18 protein-coding genes and 1 other RNA gene are annotated in these 20,106 nt (G+C 27.7%); 11 read left to right on the top strand and 8 right to left on the bottom strand.

Annotation, left to right across the window (positions count from 1 at the left end):
- Nucleotides 1-19: 19 nt before the first annotated feature.
- From acpS to lepA, 6 genes are all read right to left on the bottom strand, one after another.
- Nucleotides 20-400, bottom strand: coding sequence for a holo-ACP synthase (gene acpS, locus CRV10_RS00285; RefSeq protein WP_136129833.1), 381 nt, complete (start codon nt 398-400; stop codon nt 20-22).
- Nucleotides 400-1,131 carry a pyridoxine 5'-phosphate synthase gene (gene pdxJ, locus CRV10_RS00280; protein ID WP_136129832.1) on the bottom strand — a complete coding sequence of 244 codons (732 nt, stop codon included), beginning with the start codon at nt 1,129-1,131 and terminating at the stop codon, nt 400-402. The genes acpS and pdxJ overlap by 1 nt, the downstream gene beginning before the upstream one ends.
- Nucleotides 1,132-1,404: 273 nt before the next feature.
- On the bottom strand, nt 1,405-2,274 hold the full coding sequence (era, locus tag CRV10_RS00275) for a GTPase Era (RefSeq protein WP_136129831.1): 870 nt from the start codon (nt 2,272-2,274) through the stop codon (nt 1,405-1,407).
- Nucleotides 2,271-2,951 (bottom strand): ribonuclease III, encoded by a 681-nt coding sequence (gene rnc, locus CRV10_RS00270; RefSeq protein WP_136129830.1) that lies wholly within the window; start codon nt 2,949-2,951, stop codon nt 2,271-2,273. The genes era and rnc overlap by 4 nt, the downstream gene beginning before the upstream one ends.
- Before the next feature lie 140 nt (nt 2,952-3,091).
- Nucleotides 3,092-4,021 carry a signal peptidase I gene (gene lepB / locus CRV10_RS00265; RefSeq protein ID WP_136129829.1) on the bottom strand — a complete coding sequence of 310 codons (930 nt, stop codon included), beginning with the start codon at nt 4,019-4,021 and terminating at the stop codon, nt 3,092-3,094.
- A gap of 20 nt (nt 4,022-4,041) precedes the next feature.
- Entirely contained in the window at nt 4,042-5,841 is a 1,800-nt protein-coding gene (gene lepA / locus CRV10_RS00260; RefSeq protein ID WP_136129828.1) for a translation elongation factor 4, read from the bottom strand.
- Nucleotides 5,842-6,250: 409 nt separating this feature from the next.
- On the opposite strand from lepA, the gene nadB reads away from it, so the two are divergent.
- Together nadB and ung are read left to right on the top strand one after the other, a co-directional pair.
- Complete coding sequence (gene nadB, locus CRV10_RS00255; protein WP_136129827.1) at nt 6,251-7,879, top strand: L-aspartate oxidase; 1,629 nt, start codon at nt 6,251-6,253, stop codon at nt 7,877-7,879.
- A 55-nt stretch (nt 7,880-7,934) separates the two neighbouring features.
- Nucleotides 7,935-8,618 carry a uracil-DNA glycosylase gene (ung, locus tag CRV10_RS00250; RefSeq protein ID WP_136129826.1) on the top strand — a complete coding sequence of 228 codons (684 nt, stop codon included), beginning with the start codon at nt 7,935-7,937 and terminating at the stop codon, nt 8,616-8,618.
- A gap of 64 nt (nt 8,619-8,682) precedes the next feature.
- Here the strand turns inward: ung and grpE are convergent, their stop codons facing one another.
- Nucleotides 8,683-9,393: a nucleotide exchange factor GrpE gene (gene grpE / locus CRV10_RS00245; protein WP_136129825.1), complete on the bottom strand. Its 711-nt coding sequence runs from the start codon at nt 9,391-9,393 to the stop codon at nt 8,683-8,685.
- Nucleotides 9,394-9,514: 121 nt separating this feature from the next.
- On the opposite strand from grpE, the gene nadK reads away from it, so the two are divergent.
- Nucleotides 9,515-10,414: an NAD(+) kinase gene (gene nadK, locus CRV10_RS00240; protein WP_136129824.1), complete on the top strand. Its 900-nt coding sequence runs from the start codon at nt 9,515-9,517 to the stop codon at nt 10,412-10,414.
- A gap of 537 nt (nt 10,415-10,951) precedes the next feature.
- Here the strand turns inward: nadK and CRV10_RS00235 are convergent.
- Complete coding sequence (locus CRV10_RS00235; RefSeq protein WP_199733830.1) at nt 10,952-11,245, bottom strand: RnfH family protein; 294 nt, start codon at nt 11,243-11,245, stop codon at nt 10,952-10,954.
- 211 nt (nt 11,246-11,456) lie between these two features.
- Here CRV10_RS00235 and smpB point away from each other — a divergent pair, with 211 nt between their 5' ends.
- From smpB to purD, 8 genes are all read left to right on the top strand, one after another.
- The gene (gene smpB, locus CRV10_RS00230) at nt 11,457-11,948 is read left to right on the top strand and encodes an SsrA-binding protein SmpB (RefSeq protein ID WP_422386881.1); all 492 of its coding nucleotides are present in this window, start codon (nt 11,457-11,459) and stop codon (nt 11,946-11,948) included.
- Between the two features lie 44 nt (nt 11,949-11,992).
- Nucleotides 11,993-12,361: a transfer-messenger RNA gene (ssrA, locus tag CRV10_RS00225) on the top strand.
- A 918-nt stretch (nt 12,362-13,279) separates the two neighbouring features.
- Nucleotides 13,280-13,522: a glutaredoxin domain-containing protein gene (locus tag CRV10_RS00220; protein ID WP_136129822.1), complete on the top strand. Its 243-nt coding sequence runs from the start codon at nt 13,280-13,282 to the stop codon at nt 13,520-13,522.
- Between the two features lie 4 nt (nt 13,523-13,526).
- Nucleotides 13,527-13,916, top strand: a complete 390-nt coding sequence (gene nrdI, locus CRV10_RS00215) for a class Ib ribonucleoside-diphosphate reductase assembly flavoprotein NrdI (RefSeq protein ID WP_136129821.1) — start codon at nt 13,527-13,529, stop codon at nt 13,914-13,916.
- Nucleotides 13,910-16,048 (top strand): class 1b ribonucleoside-diphosphate reductase subunit alpha, encoded by a 2,139-nt coding sequence (gene nrdE, locus CRV10_RS00210; protein WP_136129820.1) that lies wholly within the window; start codon nt 13,910-13,912, stop codon nt 16,046-16,048. The genes nrdI and nrdE overlap by 7 nt, the downstream gene beginning before the upstream one ends.
- Before the next feature lie 8 nt (nt 16,049-16,056).
- Nucleotides 16,057-17,016, top strand: a complete 960-nt coding sequence (nrdF, locus tag CRV10_RS00205) for a class 1b ribonucleoside-diphosphate reductase subunit beta (protein WP_136129819.1) — start codon at nt 16,057-16,059, stop codon at nt 17,014-17,016.
- A 173-nt stretch (nt 17,017-17,189) separates the two neighbouring features.
- Nucleotides 17,190-18,809 carry a bifunctional phosphoribosylaminoimidazolecarboxamide formyltransferase/IMP cyclohydrolase gene (gene purH, locus CRV10_RS00200; protein ID WP_136129818.1) on the top strand — a complete coding sequence of 540 codons (1,620 nt, stop codon included), beginning with the start codon at nt 17,190-17,192 and terminating at the stop codon, nt 18,807-18,809.
- Between the two features lie 24 nt (nt 18,810-18,833).
- Nucleotides 18,834-20,099: a phosphoribosylamine--glycine ligase gene (gene purD, locus CRV10_RS00195; RefSeq protein ID WP_136129817.1), complete on the top strand. Its 1,266-nt coding sequence runs from the start codon at nt 18,834-18,836 to the stop codon at nt 20,097-20,099.
- Nucleotides 20,100-20,106: the final 7 nt, after the last annotated feature.

The raw sequence follows: 20,106 nt of genomic DNA, 5'->3' as shown, positions 1-20,106 counted from the left end.
AATTATTTTAAATAATTAACTAATTTTCTATAATAACGGTAGCACAAGCATAGTAACGTTCGTCAGTTAAAGCAATATGTATATTTTTCACCCCTAATCTGTTTGCTAATTTATTTACATTTTGAAAAAAGATTAATTTGGGTTTACCCAGTGAATCATTAAAAACTTCAAACTGATTAAAAGCTAAACCATCTCTTATACCAGTTCCTAAAGCCTTTGCTGCAGCCTCTTTAGCCGCTAAACGTTTAGCTAAAAATCTAGCGGGTTGTTTATTTAATTGATATTGTTTGCTTTCAAGTTTAGTTAAAATACGGTTCGCTAAGCAATTACCGAAACGATTTATTATTTTAATAATACGTTCAATTTCAACAATATCGGTTCCTATACCTAAAATAGCCATTATCTATGTGCTTCTCTTAATAACTGTTTCATATCTTTAACTGCATTTTCTAAACCATGAATTAAAGAATAACTAATAATAGAATGACCTATGTTTAATTCACATATTTCAGGTATTGATGCGATTGGTATAACATTATGATAATTCAAACCATGTCCAGCATTTATTTTTAATCCATGACTTGCAGCAAATATTACAGCCTGATTAATACGGTCTAGTTCTTGATCACGTAATAAACTTTCTGTTAATTTAGAATATATGCCTGTATGAATTTCAATGTACTGTGCTTGACTAGTTAATGCAGCTTCAATTTGAATTTGATTTGCATCAATAAATAGTGAAACTACTATACCTGATTCGCTCAATAATTTAACTGCCTTATTAACATCATCTTGAAGATTGTATACATCTAATCCTCCTTCAGTAGTAAGTTCTTGATTGTTTTCAGGTACTAAACAACAGGAATAAGGCTTAACTTTACAAGCGAAATCAATCATATCTTTGTTAATTGCCATTTCGAGATTCATGTGAGTTTGTATCGTTTTATTGATTATTTTAACATCACGATCTGTAATATGACGACGATCTTTACGTAAATGAACAGTAATACTATCCGCACCTGATTGTTCAGCAATCAAGGCAGCTAATAAAGGATCAGGATAACTAGTACCACGTATGTTTCTTATAGTACCTACGTGATCAATATTAACACCTAACAGCAAGTTTGCCATAATCACCTATTTTATTTTTTCAATAACATTTAACAGTTATTTCCATCATTTATATTTATTAAGAAAATACAATTTATAAGTGGTTATATGATAGTGTAAAATAGATTATAAATAAAATATTTATTTCATAAACACTTATAAATATTTTTTATTTTCTTTTTATGTAGCTTAATTATATTATTTAATGGTATCAAATCTGTAAATTATTTTATACTAATAATTAATATTTTAAAACAGAATATAAAAATTTTAAAACTCAATTTTAATATAAGCTCATTCTTTATAAAAATAAGGATAAATTTTTACCCATAGGTAAAGATGTACTTTAATTTTAAACATTTTTTCCATATCCATACGAGCATTTTTGCTTATAGTTTTAATTTTATTACCTTTTTGACCTATTATTATTTTTTTTTGACTATTATGTTTAACTAAAATTATCCCATTAATTTTATAACTATTTTTTTTGTCGCTAACGAAATTTGCAATCTCAACAACAGATTCGTAAGGTAACTCATTACCAAGAAAACGCATTAACTTCTCTCTAATAATTTCTGATGCTATAAAACGTTCAGAACAAGTAGTTACACATTCCTTGGAATAATAATGATTATTATATGGTAGCTTTTTTTTTGCAATATCTACAATATAATTTACATTTTTACCAGTTTTAGCCGATATAGGAATAATTTCAAGAAAAATTTTTTTATCACTTAAGAATTTTATAAATGGTAATAAAACATCTTTATTTTTAATTTTATCTAATTTATTTATAGCTAAAATTACTGGAGATTTTTTCATATATAATTTATCTATTATTATCTCATCATCAGTAGTCCAATTTATTCCATCAATTACTAAAATGATTAAACTGACATTATCAATACTGCTATTCATAAAATTATTTTTTTTGTTATTTATTGATGATTGATTTTTTTCAAAGTTCACACCAGGAGTATCTAAATAAATAATCTGATAATTATCTTCGGTGTATATACCAGTAATATATTCACGAGTAGTTTGAGATTTATGTGAAGTTATTGATATTTTTTCTCCTAATAATTTATTCATTAATGTAGATTTTCCAACATTAGATCTGCCAATAATTGATACAAAACCACAATAAGAAAGATATCGATTCATTTAATTCCTAATATAATTAAGGCTTGCTTAGCTGCAGCTTGTTCTGCTTTGCGACGACTAAAACCTATACCTACAATTGGCTCATTTATTCCGCTGACTTGACAATGAACTGTAAATTCCTGATCATGAGCTTCACCACGTACCATAACCATCAAGTAAGTAGGAAGAGGTAAGTGACGACTTTGTAAATATTCTTGTAAACGGGTTTTATGATCTTTTTGTTTATCTCCTGGACTTATTTCATTTAATTGAGTTTGATACCAGTTCAAAATTAATTTTTCTATTGTATGAATATTACTATCAAGAAAAATACCACCTATAATAGCTTCTATTGTATCAGCAAGGATAGATTCACGACGAAATCCACCACTTTTTAATTCCCCTGTCCCGAGACGTAAGCATGCACCAAGATCAAATTTACGAGCCATTGCAGCTAAAGTATTCCCCCTTACTAAAGTAGCTCGCATACGGCTCATATCACCTTCATTTATACATGGAAATTTATGATACAGTACATTTGCAATTACGTAATTAAGGATAGAATCACCCAGAAATTCAAGACGTTCATTATGTTTACTATTTGCACTACGGTGTGTTAAAGCTTGTTTTAAAAGTTCTAAATGTATAAAAGTATAGCCAAGTTTATTTTGAAGTTTATTTATCAAAAAATGGTTCATGTGATTCCAATTTTTTACATTTATAAATTTTAACATAAAAATAAAATTCAGTATTTAATGTGCTTTATATTTGTTTTATATAACCTCTTGTATAGTATATAAGATTTATTATCCATAATGTTGATTATCCAAATAATGTACTATTTAATGGTACCAATGCGATGAAATCTAATTCCAGTTGGCCACATTCCTTCTTGTTTTTCAAAGCTCATCCAAACAAAAACAGCTTTACCAATGAAATTATCTTCAGGAACAAAGCCCCAATATCTACTATCTGAGCTGTTATCACGATTATCACCCATTACGAAATATTGACCTTCAGGGACTACCCAACTTGACTTTGATTGATTATTTTGTTGATAGTATAAGTCAACTTGACTAGGTTTTTCATTTGTCAGTAATATATCGTGACTAATTGTCCCAATAGTTTCTTGACGCATATTCAAGCGAAAACCATTATCTTTATCTTTGTTTGTATCTTTTGTATCTTTAGGTATTTCTTGAAACACATTAATATTGCCATTAAGCATTTGAACGAAATTACTCGGTTCAATATTAGTGTAGGTAATTTGTAATAAATCATTACAATTTTTTTTGTCATTACATTCTGGTTTTATTTTAAGAGTTTTACTATTAATATTGTATGTTATATTATCTCCTGGTATGCCAACAATCCGTTTGATATAATTTATGCTTGGATTATCTGGATATTTAAATACTGCAATATCACCACGTTTTGGTTTTTCATATTTAATTAATGTAGTTTGATTAATTGGATTTTTGATTCCATACGCAAATTTTTTTACTAGGATAAAATCTCCAGTTAGTAAAGTAGGCATCATAGAGCCTGAAGGTATGTGAAATGGTTCATATAAAAAAGAACGAAAAATAAATACAATCATTATTGTCGGAAATATTGATCCTATATATCCAGTAATATTGTGCAAATTTATAAAAGATTTTTGATCTATAACATCATTTTTAGGTATCCATTGAAAGTAATTGATAACCCAAAAAATACCAGTAAATAATGTTAAAATTAATAGAATTACAGAAAAATTGTTAATCATGTTTTATATATCCTCAATTATTATTTTATATTTTTGCCAATGTTTAAGATTGCTATAAAAGCTTCCTGAGGTACTGCAACATTACCAATTAATTTCATCTTTTTTTTTCCTTCTTTTTGTTTTTGTATGAGTTTCTTTTTACGACTAATATCACCACCATAACATTTGGCTAAAACGTTTTTTCTTAATTGTCTAATATTCGTACGTGCTATTATATGATTTCCTATAGCTGCTTGAAGTATAATATCAAATTGCTGACGCGGAATAATGTTTTTCAATGTTTCAATTAAATTTTTCCCCATTATTGAAGCATCATCTTGATGAGTAATTAGTGTTAGAGCATCAACTCTTTCAGAGTTGATCAAAATATCAACTCTTACCATATTAGATGCTTGAAAACATTTAAAATTATAATCTAAAGAAGCGTAACCACTAGATATAGATTTCAGTTTATCAAATAAATTTAAAATTACTTCTGACATTGGTATTTCATAAGTAAGTGACACTTGATTACCATGATATATTATTTCAGTTTGTACACCTCTTTTTTGTACACATAATGTAATAACTTTACCTAGATACTGTTTTGGTAATAAAATATTACAAGTAACAATAGGTTCTCGTAATTCTTTAATTTTGTTTATTGGCGGTAATTTTGATGGATTATCAATATAGATGACATCACCATTAGAAATTTTTACTTCATATGCAACATTTGGTGATGTAGTAATTAAATCGAGTTTATATTCCCTTTCTAGACGTTCTTTAATAATTTCCATATGTAACATACCTAAAAAACCGCATCTAAAACCAAATCCTAACACATTTGATCTTTCTGGTTCGTAAAATAGAGATGCGTCATTTAAACTTAATTTTTTAAGTGCGTCACGAAATAATTCATAATAATCCGGTTTTGTAGGAAACAAACCAGCATAAACTTGCGGTTTAACTTTCTTAAAGCTTGGTAATGCCTGATCAGTTGGTCTATGTGCTTTAGTTACTGTATCTCCTACTAAACCATTAATAATTTCTTTAATGCTACATGCTACCCAACCTACTTCACCACATCTTAATTGACTGCGTTCAACTCTTTTTGGAGTAAAAACACCAAGTTTATCAGCGTAACATACACGATTATTACTGAGCATCTTGATTTTATCTCCTTTAGATAGGGAACCATTTTTAACCCGTATTAAAAGTATTGTTCCGCGATATTTATCAAACCATGAATCAATTATTAATGCTTGTAAAGGAGCGTCAGGATTTCCTATTGGATATGGGATTTTTAAAACTAAATTTTCTAGAATTTCATTAACACCAAATCCTGTCTTAGCTGAACAACGTACTGCTTTAGTTGCATCAAGACCAATTATCTCTTCAATTTCTTTAGCTACACGATCAGGATCAGCTGATAATAAATCAACTTTATTTAAAACTGGTAAAACTATTAAATTCATATCTATAGCCGTGTAGCAATTAGCAAGAGTCTGTACTTGTACTCCCTGAACAGCATCTACAACTAATAACGCACCTTCACAAGCTGAGAGAGAACGAGAAACTTCATAAGAAAAATCAACATGTCCTGGAGTATCAATAAAATTAAGCTGATAATATTTATTATCACATGCTTTATAATTAAGAGTTACGCTTTGAGCTTTAATTGTAATGCCACGTTCACGTTCTAGATCCATAGAATCAAGAACTTGTTCGGACATTTCTCGATCTGTTAGACCACCACAGATCTGAATAAAACGATCAGACAATGTAGATTTTCCATGATCAATATGTGCAATAATGGAAAAATTTCTTATTTGTTTCATTATATTGGTTTTTGCTAATAGTGTTTTAGAAAACTAAAAATAATATTTTTAAGTAAATTATAAAATTTACAATTTATTAATTATATATTAAAAATATTTTCTATTAATAGTCGGTTATTTTATAAATAACATAAGAATTAATTTTTAATCAACACTAAAAGCAATTAGTGTTTTATATTATATATTAATAATATAGAGTTAAAATATTATTTTTCATGGTCAAAAATGATTCGGAAATACAATTCAATATTAAGTTATACCTAAGATTGAATCTAGCTAAATAAAAATTTTTATTAAATAAAAGTATTAAGTATTATAAGCATTAAATATTATAATGCATTATAAAGTAATTTATTTTATCAAATTAACACTTATACTTAAATAAGTCTATTACTTGTCATCAAAAACAATGAAAAAATATTCAAAATCTGATTACCAATACGATGTTTTAATTATAGGCAGTGGTATAGCCGGTCTGTCACTGGCCTTACATTTGTCAAGTAAATATAAAATCATGATTGCAACAAAATCAAAAATCAATGAAAGTGCAACTTTATATGCTCAAGGAGGTATAGCTGCAGTATTTGATGAAAAAGATAGTATTGATTCGCATATAAAAGATACTTTAATTGCTGGAAATGGTTTATGTGACCATGAAGTAGTTTCATTTATCATTAATAATGCACGTCAATGTATCAATTGGTTAGTTAGTAATGGTATATCTTTTGATATTAAATCATGTAGTAAGGGGAAAATAAATTATCATCTTACTAGAGAAGGTGGACATAGTTATAGACGTATTTTACATAATGCCGATTGTACGGGACGTGAAATTCAAAATAATTTAGTAAATAAAGTTTTAATAAACAATAATATTGATGTTGCTGAAAATATTATAGCAATGGATTTAATTACTTCAGATAATAACAATGTATATATTCCACGTCGTGTCATAGGAGCTTGGTTATGGAATTGTAATAAAAAACAAGTTGAAACTTGTTCAGCGAAGGTAATTGTTTTAGCCACAGGAGGAGCATCAAGAGTATATAGATATACTACTAATCCTGACGTAGTATCTGGAGATGGTATTGCGATGGCTTGGCGTATTGGTTGTCGTGTAGCTAATTTAGAATTTAATCAATTCCATCCTACTTGCTTATTCTATCCCAAGGGACAAAGTAATTTTTTGCTAACTGAAGCCTTACGCGGCGAAGGTGCTTTATTGTTACGTCCTAATAAATCTCGCTTTATGTTAGATGTTCATGAAAGAGCTGAATTAGCACCTAGAGATATTGTATCAAGAGCTATTGACTATGAAATTAAACATAATAACATTGATTGTGTTTATTTAGATATTACTCATAAATCACCAAAATTTATTCATGATCATTTTCCAGTAATTTATAATAAATTACTTAAATTTGGATTTGATTTGACGAAAGATATTATTCCTGTAGTACCAGCTGCACATTATACTTGTGGTGGAGTAATAGTTGATAAATCAGGACGTACTGATATAAATTGTTTATATGCAGTTGGTGAAGTAAGTTATACTGGTCTTCATGGTGCAAATCGTATGGCTTCAAATTCTTTATTAGAATGTTTAGTTTATAGTTGGTCTATAGCAAAAAATTTATTTCAGATGTTACCTAACATAAATTTGATAGATTTATTGCCTTCTTTCAAGAAAACACATTATGCAAATCATTTTTTTAGTGAGCGCGATATTAAAAATGATTTAAATAGTATAAAAAAATATATGTGGGATCATGTTGGTATAGTCCGTACTACTAAATCTCTTAAATATGCAAAACATGAAATTAATATCTTAAAAAAGAAAATAAATAATCAATATGTTAATACACATTTATCTCGTCAAATGTTAGAAATTAGGAATTTAGTTCAAGTTGCTGAATTAATAATAAACTCAGCTATAAATAGAAAAGAAAGCAGAGGGTTACATTTTATTGATGATTATCCTGATTTATTACCTAATGCTTTTCCAACAATTTTAATACCAAGTAATTATATCAAATAGAACTTATTTTACTATCATCATAAAAATTTTTAACATTACAGTAGGTAATGCAAATATGAGTAATTTGCTAACATGGCATCATGTACTAGCAGAAGAAAAAAAGAAATCTTATTTCATTAAAATTTTAACATCGCTTAGAAAAAAACGTCTAGCTGGTATAGAAATATATCCAGAACAGAAAAATATATTTAATGCTTTTCGTCTAACTGAATTAAAAGATATAAAAGTTGTCATTATAGGTCAAGATCCTTACTGTAGACCTAATCAAGCTCATGGATTAGCATTTTCTGTATTACCTAATGCTAAAATTCCACCTTCATTAAAAAATATTTATAAAGAATTACTACAAGATATTCATGATTTTAAATACCCAAATCATGGCTTTCTTGAAAGCTGGGCAAAACAGGGGGTAATGCTTTTAAATACTGTTTTAACTGTAGAATCAGGTAAGATATATTCTCATGCAAAACTTGGTTGGGAAAAGTTCACTGATAAAGTAATTAATATTATTAATCAACATTGCAACGGAATAATTTTTTTACTATGGGGTGTACATGCACAAAATAAAGCTTATATAATAAATAACCAACGTCATTATATATTACAATCATCACATCCATCTCCAAGATCCGCACATCTAGGTTTTTTTGGATGTAAACATTTTTCTAAAGCTAATAAGTTGTTAATTGATTTTGGTAAACAACCTATTGACTGGACACCTAAATTATATAGTTTATAACAAGCATATTTATCACAACCATATTTAAAATCGGTTGTGATAAAAAAAGTTTTTAATTAAATTGTTATTGTATTTTTGTTACTATAACCATAGCTGGACGCAATAAACGATTATTTAGCATATATCCCCGTTGCATGATGGATACAATATGATTTGGAGCAATATGCTGTGATTCTGTCACTGACATTGCTTGATGTATAGTTGGGTTAAAAGGGATGTTTATTTGATCTATTATCTGTATTCCGAATTTATGCATTACATTCAATAATGATTTTAAAGTTAATTCAATACCTTCGATCATTGGTTTTGACTGATTGGTTTCTTTATAAGTCAAATCTAAAGCACGTTCAAGACTATCAATTACTGGCAATAATTCAATAGTAAATTTTTCTAATGCAAACTTGTGAACTTTTTCCATTTCTAATTCATTTCGACGACGAATATTTTCTATTTCAGCTTGATTCCGTAATTTCAAATCACGAATATTAGCTTGATATTTGATTAATTTACCTTCAAGAATTGAAATATGACATTTTAATTTTGACTCTTCAGTTAATTTTTCTAATTCAGCTGATTTTTCTAATTCAGCTGATTTTTCTAATTCAGCTGATTTTTCTAATTCAGCTGATTTTTCTAATTCAGCTGATTTTTCTAATTCAGCTGATTTTTCTAATTCAGCTGATTTTTCTAATTCAGCTGATTTTTCTAATTCAGCTATTAGTTCATCTTTATTTAATGAAATATTGTTTTTTATATTTTGTTTTTTATTCTTCATTTTTTTTCCATATTGTCATAAATTCATTTTAACAGTTAGGTTATTATAGAACTTGGTTCAAGTGTTTCAATAGAACTTATAATATTGTATTTAATTTAAGTTATTGAGGATTATTTAATATATGCGAAGGCACTTTAATTGTATAGGTATTGTGGGGTATATAGATTTTCATAAAAGTCCTCCTAATCTTGTTTCCACTTATAAAATGTTATGGGCATGGTTAACTGAAAAAGGTTACAATGTTATTGTTGAAAATAAAATTGCTCAAGCAATTGAATTAAACAACATGAAAATTGATATAACTTTACCTGAAATTGGTCATGAAGCAGATTTAGCTATTGTAGTAGGCGGTGATGGTAACATGTTAGGTGCAGCTCGTATTTTATCTAAATATGATATTAAAGTAATAGGAATCAATAGAGGTAATCTTGGATTTTTAACTGATCTTGATCCAAATAATGCTCAATTTCAATTGGATCAAGTGTTACAAGGAAAATATATTACAGAAAATCGGTTTTTATTAGAATCTGAAATAAAAAGAAAAAGTTATCATAAATATGTAGGTTTAGCTATGAACGAAATAGTTTTACATTCTGGCATAATAGCTCATATGATTGAATTTGAAGTTTACATTGATGATATTTTCGCCTTTTCTCAAAGATCAGACGGATTAATTATTTCTACACCAACAGGTTCTACCGCTTATTCTCTTTCCGCTGGAGGTCCTATTTTAACACCTTCTTTAGATGCAATTTCATTAGTACCCATGTTTCCACATACTCTATCTATTCGTCCGTTAGTAATTAATAGTAATAGTATTATTAGATTGAGATGTAGATGTAATAATCGTCATAATAATATCAAAATTAGTTTAGATAGTCAAATTGTACTTTCAATCAAAGAAGGTGAAGATATAATAATTCGCCGGAGTCAAAACAATCTCAGTTTGATTCATCCAAATAATTATTGTTATTTCAATACATTAAATTCTAAATTAGGTTGGGCAAAAAAATTTTTTTAATGATAAATGTTTATCTGTTAACATTATAGAAAATAAGTTATACAGAATATTATTTCTATGTTACTTCTGAATATAGACAATTTCAAAATGATGATTATTGAAATAATAGATCATTAGTATAAAAAAGTTTTTGATTGTTATCATATTATAATATATCAACTATATTATAGGGTCTGAATTAATATGCAACTATATTTATGATTAATAAGACACTATTTCTTTTGTATCATGTTTAATTGTTTTTATTCTTCAAGGTATGTTGCATGTTGAATAAAAAAATTATTCTTCCTACAATAAATCAAGGTACTTGCTTAAATATTGGTTATATACTTAAAAATCCATTTTGGAATTGCAAGAAAATAAATCATCCATATGGCTTATAACACCTTATAATAAAATTTTCATGCGAAAATAAAACTTGGTATTTGTACTCAAACAACAACGGTAAATGAATTAAAAATTTTTCATTCTTGATTTTTAATCATAAAAGTATTTGAATTACAATAAAAAATCTAAATAATAAAATTTTTAATTAGACTAATTTTTGATTTTTAGTCTTTTCGCTTTTTGACGACGCAATTCCATAGGACTTAATGACAGTAAACGGTAAATTTCTATTCTATCACCTTTGCTTACTATGTCTTCTAAATTGACTAATGTTCCGTAAATACCTATTTTATTTATGCGTAAATCTATATCTTTATGTAATTTTAATATTCCTGATTTTTCAATCACTTCTTTTACTGTACTATGATTTTTTAATTCAAGGTGAAAATGACAATATTGTTTAGGAAGAACATAAACTAATTCTACTAATATAGTATCAGACACTATAAACCTCTTAAAAAAATATTTTTAGAAATATATCATTCAAAGTTAACCTTAAAAGGTTATATGCTTTTTTAATAAAAAATAATTTTTTTCGACAAAAAATGTATTTTTAATGTTTAAATACTTATTTTAATATATTATTATTAACGATAATTTAATAACTTAGTTAAAGTTTATAAATATTATACATGTTAAATATTAATCAGAATCAATCATGACAAAAATATCAAAAAAACCTAATTTTAATATTATTACTAAAAACAAACATGCTTACCATGAATATTTTATTGAAAAAGAATTTGAAGCTGGTTTAGTATTGCAAGGATGGGAAGTAAAGTCACTAAGAGCAGGAAAAGTTAATATAAGCGAAAGTTATATTTTATTATATGAAAAAGAAGCCTATTTATTAGGATCTACATTGCAACCCCTAATATATGTTTCTAATAGTTGCTCACCTGACCCTAAAAGGAGACGTAAATTATTATTAACTAAACCTGAAATTAATTATTTATATTATAACAATAAACAAAAGGGCTATACTATAATTGCGTTATCGATGTATTGGAAAAATGCCTTATGTAAATTAAAAATTGGTATATCACATGGTAAGAAAAAACATGACAAACGCAATGAGATTAAAAATCGTGAATGGAAAATCAATAAATCAAGAATTCTAAAAAATACTAAGATTACGAAAGACTAGATTATTTCTTATATTTTTGCTAGTATTGAAATAAAATTAATTAAGGGGCTGATTTTGGATTTGACGAGATTTTCAAAATCTGAAGCGCATGTCGAGGTACGGTAGGCCTCGTTAATAAACCGTAAATAAATAGTCGCAAACGACAAAAACTACGCTTTAGCAGCCTAATAAGTTTCTAGGGCCCTTTCTACCTGATTTTGCTCTTGGAAATAGGAAATAGAAAGGTCAATATATCAAGAGATCGCACTAATCAGACTTACCTAAAAATGAGAAGTGTTAAAAATAAAAACTTAGGTTAATTCGATATAAGCTTGTCTAACTGCATTTATCGAATGAAAAAAAGTTAGACTAAACATGTAGAACTTAAGATGTAGAAGTTTCGGACGCGGGTTCAACTCCCGCCAGCTCCACCAATAAGAAATTATTGTTAAATTGATGTTTTTATAAGTAGAGATAGTTGTGATTTTACACAAAACATAGTAAATTTCCCGTTTTAACGACCCATAATTTAAGCATATAATTATCCTTTTATTTTTACCTTTAGATTGTTTTAATTAGATTTCTTTTAAAAGTATCATTACAAGTTTCAAGTTAAATATAGAATACCCTCAATTTAAAATATTTTATAAACTTAATTCATAATATTGATAATCATGGGAAAAAGTAATAATAAAGTAGCAATATTAAAATAGCAATATTGAATCAAACTGAAGATTATTATAATATAAATCACGATAAAAAGGATTAATCAATTTACTTAAACATTTGTTACATTACATATAGTTGATCAAAAGGATCATATTGTTCATAACTATTAATGAAAGAAAAAATAATTTTAGAAAAACAAAAAGAAGATAAACAACAATAATATTATATCTAAGTGAATTAAAAATTTGATAATTTTAAATAATTCATGCTGATATGTGATATGCACGAAAGGCACTGGTGTAGTGTTATAAGAGTTATAGAATCGGAATTATGTTAAGTATATTGTTATTTTTAAGACGTTAATTACAATATTCTAAAATAGTTTCTAAGCCTCGCATATGCGAGGCTTTTGTATAAGACAATCTATTAATACTCCAGAATAATTTTTTCTAAAATCATAATAATGATTATTTATTACTACTTATTACTTAATAATTAATACTAAATTTAGTATTGCATGGCTATATGTATAATAATATTTCAGCCTATAAAACTACCATATCTGATATTCTAATATTTAGTTCAAAAAAAAATGACATGCTATAGTTAGTAAAAGATAGAATATTTAACTGTAGAAACTAATCTAAAGTTGAAAATAAAAAATCAAAAGAGAAAAATTAATTATGAGTGTTATTGTTTATTTTAAAAATGACTATATTCAATGCGATACCATAAAAAATGCTATGAATCATAAAGGTACAAATTATATATCAATTAATATTGAAATCCAAACAGAATCTATTGAATACTTAAAATCTTTTGGATATCATCAAACTCCTGTTGTGATAACAGATAATGATCATTGGAGTGGATTTCGTCCAGATAAAATTGCTGGTTTATCTCAACTAACTAATGTTAGAGGATAATGAAATGTTACCACTGGTTTATTTTTCTAGCCAGTCGGAAAATACATATCGATTTATTACATGTCTAGATTTACCGGCTGATAGAATACCCTTAGATATTACACAACAGTTAAAAATAAAAAAACCTTATATTCTATTAGTACCAAGCTACGGTAGTGGTGGTAGTCAAGGTGCAGTTCCTAAACAAGTAATACAATTTCTTAACGATGAATCAAATAGAAATGGTATTCGCGGAGTAATAGCTTCTGGCAATAGAAATTTTGGAAAAGGTTATTGCATAGCTGGAGATATCATTGCTAAAAAATGTCAAGTTCCTTATCTCTATCGATTTGAGTTAATGGGTACCCCTAAAGATATTGCTAATGTAAAAGCAGGAGTAACACAATTTTGGTAATAACTGATACTGTTAGTAATATAACATTAGATTATCATGCACTAAACGCTATGTTAAATCTATACGATACTAATGGTCAAATTCAATTTGATAAGGACCATGAAGCCATTCGTCAATTTTTTATTCAACATGTTAATCCTAATACTATAACTTTTAATTCAATAGCAGAAAGATTAAATTATTTGATTCAAGAAGGTTACTATGAATGCAATATTTTAGGTCAATATGATTTTCAATTTTTATGTGATTTACATAATAAAGCAGATAATTGGGGGTTTAAATTTAAAACGTTTCTTGGTGCATGGAAATACTATACTAGTTATACACTAAAAACTTTTGATAATAAATATTATCTCGAAAATTTTGAGCAAAGAAGTTGCATGGTAGCATTAACTTTAGCAAGAGGTGATAAATTATTAGCAAATAATATATTAGAAGAAATATTAAGTGGTCGTTTTCAGCCTGCTACTCCAACGTTCCTTAATTGTGGTAAAAAACAGCGAGGTGAACTAGTTTCCTGTTTTTTACTACGAATAGAAGATAATATGGAGTCTATTGGTCGAGCGATTAATTCAGCATTACAACTATCTAAACGAGGTGGTGGAGTATCGTTTTTATTATCTAATTTACGTGAATTTGGAGCACCAATTAAATGCATAAAAAATCAATCATCTGGAATAATTCCTGTTATGAAGATATTAGAAGATGCTTTTTCTTATGCAAATCAATTAGGTGCTAGGCAAGGTGCAGGTGCGGTTTGGTTAAATGCACATCATCCGGATATCTTTCGTTTTTTGGATACTAAACGTGAAAATGCTGATGAAAAAATTCGTATTAAAACTTTGTCATTGGGAGTAGTAATACCTGATATTACATTTAAATTAGCAAAAGAAAATAAAGCAATGGCTTTATTTTCACCCTATGACATAAATAAAATTTATGGATATGCATTTAGTGATATTAGCATTAGTGAAAAATATGATGAAATGGTTGCAGATGATCGTATTAACAAAATTTATGTAAAACCTAGAGATTTTTTTCAAACATTAGCAGAAATCCAATTCGAATCAGGATATCCTTATATTATGTATGAGGACAGTGTAAATCGTGCTAATCCGATTTATGGAAGAATTAACATGAGCAATTTATGTTCAGAAATATTACAAGTAAATAGTGCTAGTAAATTTAATAATGACTTAAGTTACCACTATATTGGTAAAGATATATCTTGTAATTTAGGTTCTTTAAATATTGCATATGCAATGGATTCTAAAAATTTAGAACATACTGTTAATATAGCGATCCGCGCATTAACATCTGTTTCGATGATAAGTGAAATCAATTGTGTTCCATCAGTTGCAAAAGGTAATAAAACTTCCCATGCAATTGGATTAGGTCAAATGAATTTACATGGTTATCTAGCACGTGAAGGTATTCAATACGGTTCTCCTGAAGCTCTAGATTTCACTAATATGTATTTTTACTGCATCGCATACTATGTATTACTTACATCAAATTGTTTAGCTAAAGAGCTTAAAACATCATTTGATGGTTTTTCAGAATCTCAATATGCTAGTGGTGTTTACTTTAATAAATATTTACAACGTGAATGGTATCCTCGTACTGAACACGTAATGAAGATTTTTAAAAAATCAAATATTAAATTACCCACTTATAATGATTGGTTTTCACTACGTGAAGAAGTTATGAAATATGGTTTATACAACCAAAATTTTCAAGCTATACCTCCAACTGGATCAATATCATATATTAATCATGCTACTTCAAGCATTCATCCCATCGTTTCACGTATTGAGATAAGAAAAGAAGGCAAAACAGGCAGGGTGTATTATCCAGCACCTTTTATGACCAACAATAATTTGGAATTATACCAAGACGCATATCAAATTGGCTATAAAGCAATTATAGATACTTATGCTGAAGCTACACAGCATGTTGATCAAGGTCTATCTTTAACATTATTTTTTCGTGACGACATAACAACTCGTGATATAAATAGAGCACAGATTTATGCCTGGAAAAAAGGTATAAAAACACTTTATTATATTCGAATACGACAAACAGCTCTTCAAGGTACAGAAGTTAAAAGCTGTATCTCATGTACATTATAATGGAAATTATGCAATTTAAGAGAATTCAAGCAGTTAATTGGAATAGAATTCAAGATGAAAAAGATCTTGAAGTATGGAATAGACTTACCAGTAATTTTTGGATACCAGAAAAAATACCATTATCCAATGATTTTCCTACTTGGCAAACTTTAGATAAATATCAGCAGCAACTAACTACACGAGTATTTACAGGTTTAACATTACTAGATACTATTCAAAATGTGATAGGTGCACCAGGATTAATCAATGATGCTTTAACTTCTCATGAAAAATCTGTATTGTCTAATATCAGTTTTATGGAAGCTGTGCATGCTCGTTCATATAGTTCAATATTTTCTACATTATGTAATACTCAAGATGTAGATAGTGCTTATTTATGGAGTGATATAAATCAACCATTACAAAATAAAGTAGATATGATTCTCGTACATTATCAATCCAATGATTCATTAAAAAAGAAAATAGCTAGTGTATTTCTTGAATCATTTCTCTTCTATTCTGGTTTTTGGTTGCCAATGTATTGGTCAAGTCGTGGTAAATTGACCAATACAGCTGATTTAATACGTTTAATCATGAGAGATGAAGCAGTACATGGTTATTATATTGGGTATAAATATCAAAAGTCATTGAGAAATGTTAATGAAAATCGCCGTAAAGAACTAAAAAATTTTTGTTATGATTTCTTATTAGCTTTATATGAGAACGAAGTTGTTTATACCAATCAGCTTTATGGTGATATAGGTTGGGCAGAAGAAGTTATCGTATTTCTTCATTACAATGCTAATAAAGCATTAATGAACCTAGGTTATGAAGCTTTATTTCCAGAAGAAATCGCCATGGTAAATCCAGTTATTCTGTCTGCTCTTTCCCCCAATTCCAATGAAAATCATGATTTTTTTTCTGGCTCTGGTTCATCTTATATGGTAGGTAAATCAGTAGATACTGAAGATGAAGATTGGAATTTTTAATTTATAGAATATCTTGAATTTATGCATTAGATATGAATAACAAACCCATATAACTCATCAACAAAGATATTAAAATTATCACAATTTTACAATATTATTCCATCTTTAGAATTTAGGAAACACCATATTAACATGATTAATGTTATATTAAGGTAAAGGTAACACAATATATTATGCAAAAAAATTATTCTGAAAAAATTTATCCTATTCGATATGCTTTAATTAGTGTTTATGATAAAACCGGTATCATTGAATTTGTTACAGATCTTCATAAACGAAATATTAAAATAATTGCAACTGAAGGTACTGCAAATTTATTGATTGCATCAGGAATACCGGTGTTAGAAGTAGCTAAATATACTAAATTTCCAGAAATCTTAAATGGGAGGGTTAAAACTTTACATCCAAAAATACATGGTGGTATTTTGTATCGTCGAGGTAAAGATAATTATCTAATTAAAGACTATAAAATTTTGCCAATAGATATGATAGTAGTTAATTTTTATCCATTTGAACAAAAAATTTTTAATAAACATTGTTTAGTAGAGGATGCAATAGAAAACTTAGATATTGGAGGTCCAACTATGTTATCTTCTGCAGCAAAAAATTATGAATTTGTATCTATTATTACAAAAGATACTGATTATGAGTCTATTTTAAATGAATTAGATGCTAATAATAATTCACTAACTCTGGATACTCGTTTGAAATTAGCAATTAAAGCTTTCAAATATTTAGCTACTTATCATAATACAATTGCAAATTATTTCAATGAATTAACATTACCATTGTACGATCACGGTGAACAAAATAATAGTACAATTACGAACAATTTACCACAAACAATTAATATAAATTTTATCAAAAAACAAAATATGCTATATGGAGAAAATAGTCATCAATCTGCAGCTTTTTATGTACAAGAATTTGTGGATGAAAAATATTCTTCAAACTTCTCAAATCTTCAAGGAAAGACTCTTTCATATAATAACATGATAGATATTGACACAGCTTTAGAATGTTTAAAAGAGTTTGTTGAACCTACTTGTGTAATAGTTAAACATGCAAATCCATGTAGTGTTGCAACAAGCAATTCAATTTATTCTGCATATTCAATTGCTTACAAGTCTGACCCAATTTCAGCATTTGGTGGAGTGATTGCTTTTAATTGTGAATTAGATCAATATACAGTTAGTTTAATTCTTGAATGTCAATTTGTAGAAGTTATTATAGTTCCTTCAGTGACTAAAACTGCATTAAAAATTATTTCCGAAAAGAAAAAAATTAGATTAATTCTATATAATCAATGGAAAAATAATATTCCAAAATTAGATATTAAAAATATTAATGGTGGTTTATTAGTCCAAGAACATAATAGTAAAACTGTAGATATGAACCAACTTAGTGTAGTCACTAAGATTAAACCAAGTAAAAAAGAACTTCAAGATGCTATGTTTTGCTGGAAGGTATCTAAATTCGTTAAATCTAATGCTATTGTATGTGCTAGAGATAAAACTACAATTGGTATTGGCGCAGGTCAGATGAGCCGTATTGATGCAGTGAAAATTGCTAATATGAAAGCAAAAAATGCAGGATTACATACTAAAAATGCTGTTATAGCTTCTGATGCTTTTTTTCCATTTCGCGATAGTATAGACTTTGCTGCTACTGTAATGGATGTAAGTTGTATTATACAACCAGGTGGTTCTATTCGTGATAGAGAAATAATTGAAGCAGCTAATGAACATAATATTGCAATGATATTCACTAATATACGTAATTTTCGTCATTAATTATTAACATATAGAAAATAAAAAATGAAAATTTTAATTATTGGTGGTGGTGGACGTGAGCATGCATTAGTATGGAAAGTATTACAATCACCACTAACTGATGTTGTATTTGTTGCTCCTGGAAATGCCGGTACAGCTTTAGAAACTCGTGTATATAATGTAGCAATTAAATCTACTGATATACCTGCATTAATAAAATTTGCTCAAAAAGAAAAAATAGATCTAACAATTGTAGGTCCAGAACTACCACTAATCATGGGTATAGTTGATGAGTTTCGCAAATCAGGATTAAATATTTTTGGCCCAACTAAATCTGCTTCTCAGATAGAAAATTCTAAAGTTTTTGCTAAAAAATTTTTATTACGTCATAATATAGCGACTCCGAAATATGAATATTTTACGGAAATAAACCTAGCAATATCTTATCTTAACACAATAAAATTTCCTATTGTTATTAAAGCAAATGGTTTAGCAGCGGGTAAAGGTGTAATGATTCTTCATAATAAACAAGAAGCAGAAAAAATCGTAAAAAATATGCTTACAGGTAATTTATTTGGAAATTCTGGAAAAAGTATTATAATAGAAGAATTTTTATATGGAGAAGAAGTTAGTTTTATTGTGATGGTTGATGGTAAAAATATTTTACCAATGGCTACAAGTCAAGATTATAAACGTATTGGTAATAATAATACAGGTTTAAATACAGGAGGAATGGGATCACGTTCTCCAGCTGTATTTATAAATAATAATTTATATCATAATATAATCGAACAAATTATATATCCAACTGTATTTGGAATGGCAATGGAACAAAATCCTTATACTGGTTTTCTTTATGCTGGACTAATAATCAATGAATTAGGCAAACCATATGTTATAGAATTTAATTGTCGTTTAGGAGATCCTGAAACTCAATCAATTATGATGCGTTTACAATCTGATTTTGTAGATCTTTGTATGGCTGGATGTAATGGTATACTAGATAAAAAAGATATAAATTGGGATTCACGATATGCATTAAGTTTAGTTTTAGCTACAAAAGGGTATCCTAATCATTTTATTAATAATGATGAAATTCATGGATTGTCTAAAATAAATTGTAATAATAGTAAAATATTTCATTCTGGTACATCTTTATGTAGAAATAAATTATTTACTAATGGAGGTCGTGTGTTGTGTATAACTACTTTAGATGAAGATACTAAAAAAGTAAAAGAACGACTGTATAAAATAGCTGAATCAATTTATTGGAAAAACATTTACTATCGCACTGACATTGGATTTGATTAAACAAATA

The organism is Candidatus Pantoea edessiphila (assembly GCF_002933355.1).
GTDB lineage: Bacteria > Pseudomonadota > Gammaproteobacteria > Enterobacterales > Enterobacteriaceae > Pantoea_C > Pantoea_C edessiphila.
This window is presented reverse-complemented; position numbering and strand designations above follow the sequence as displayed.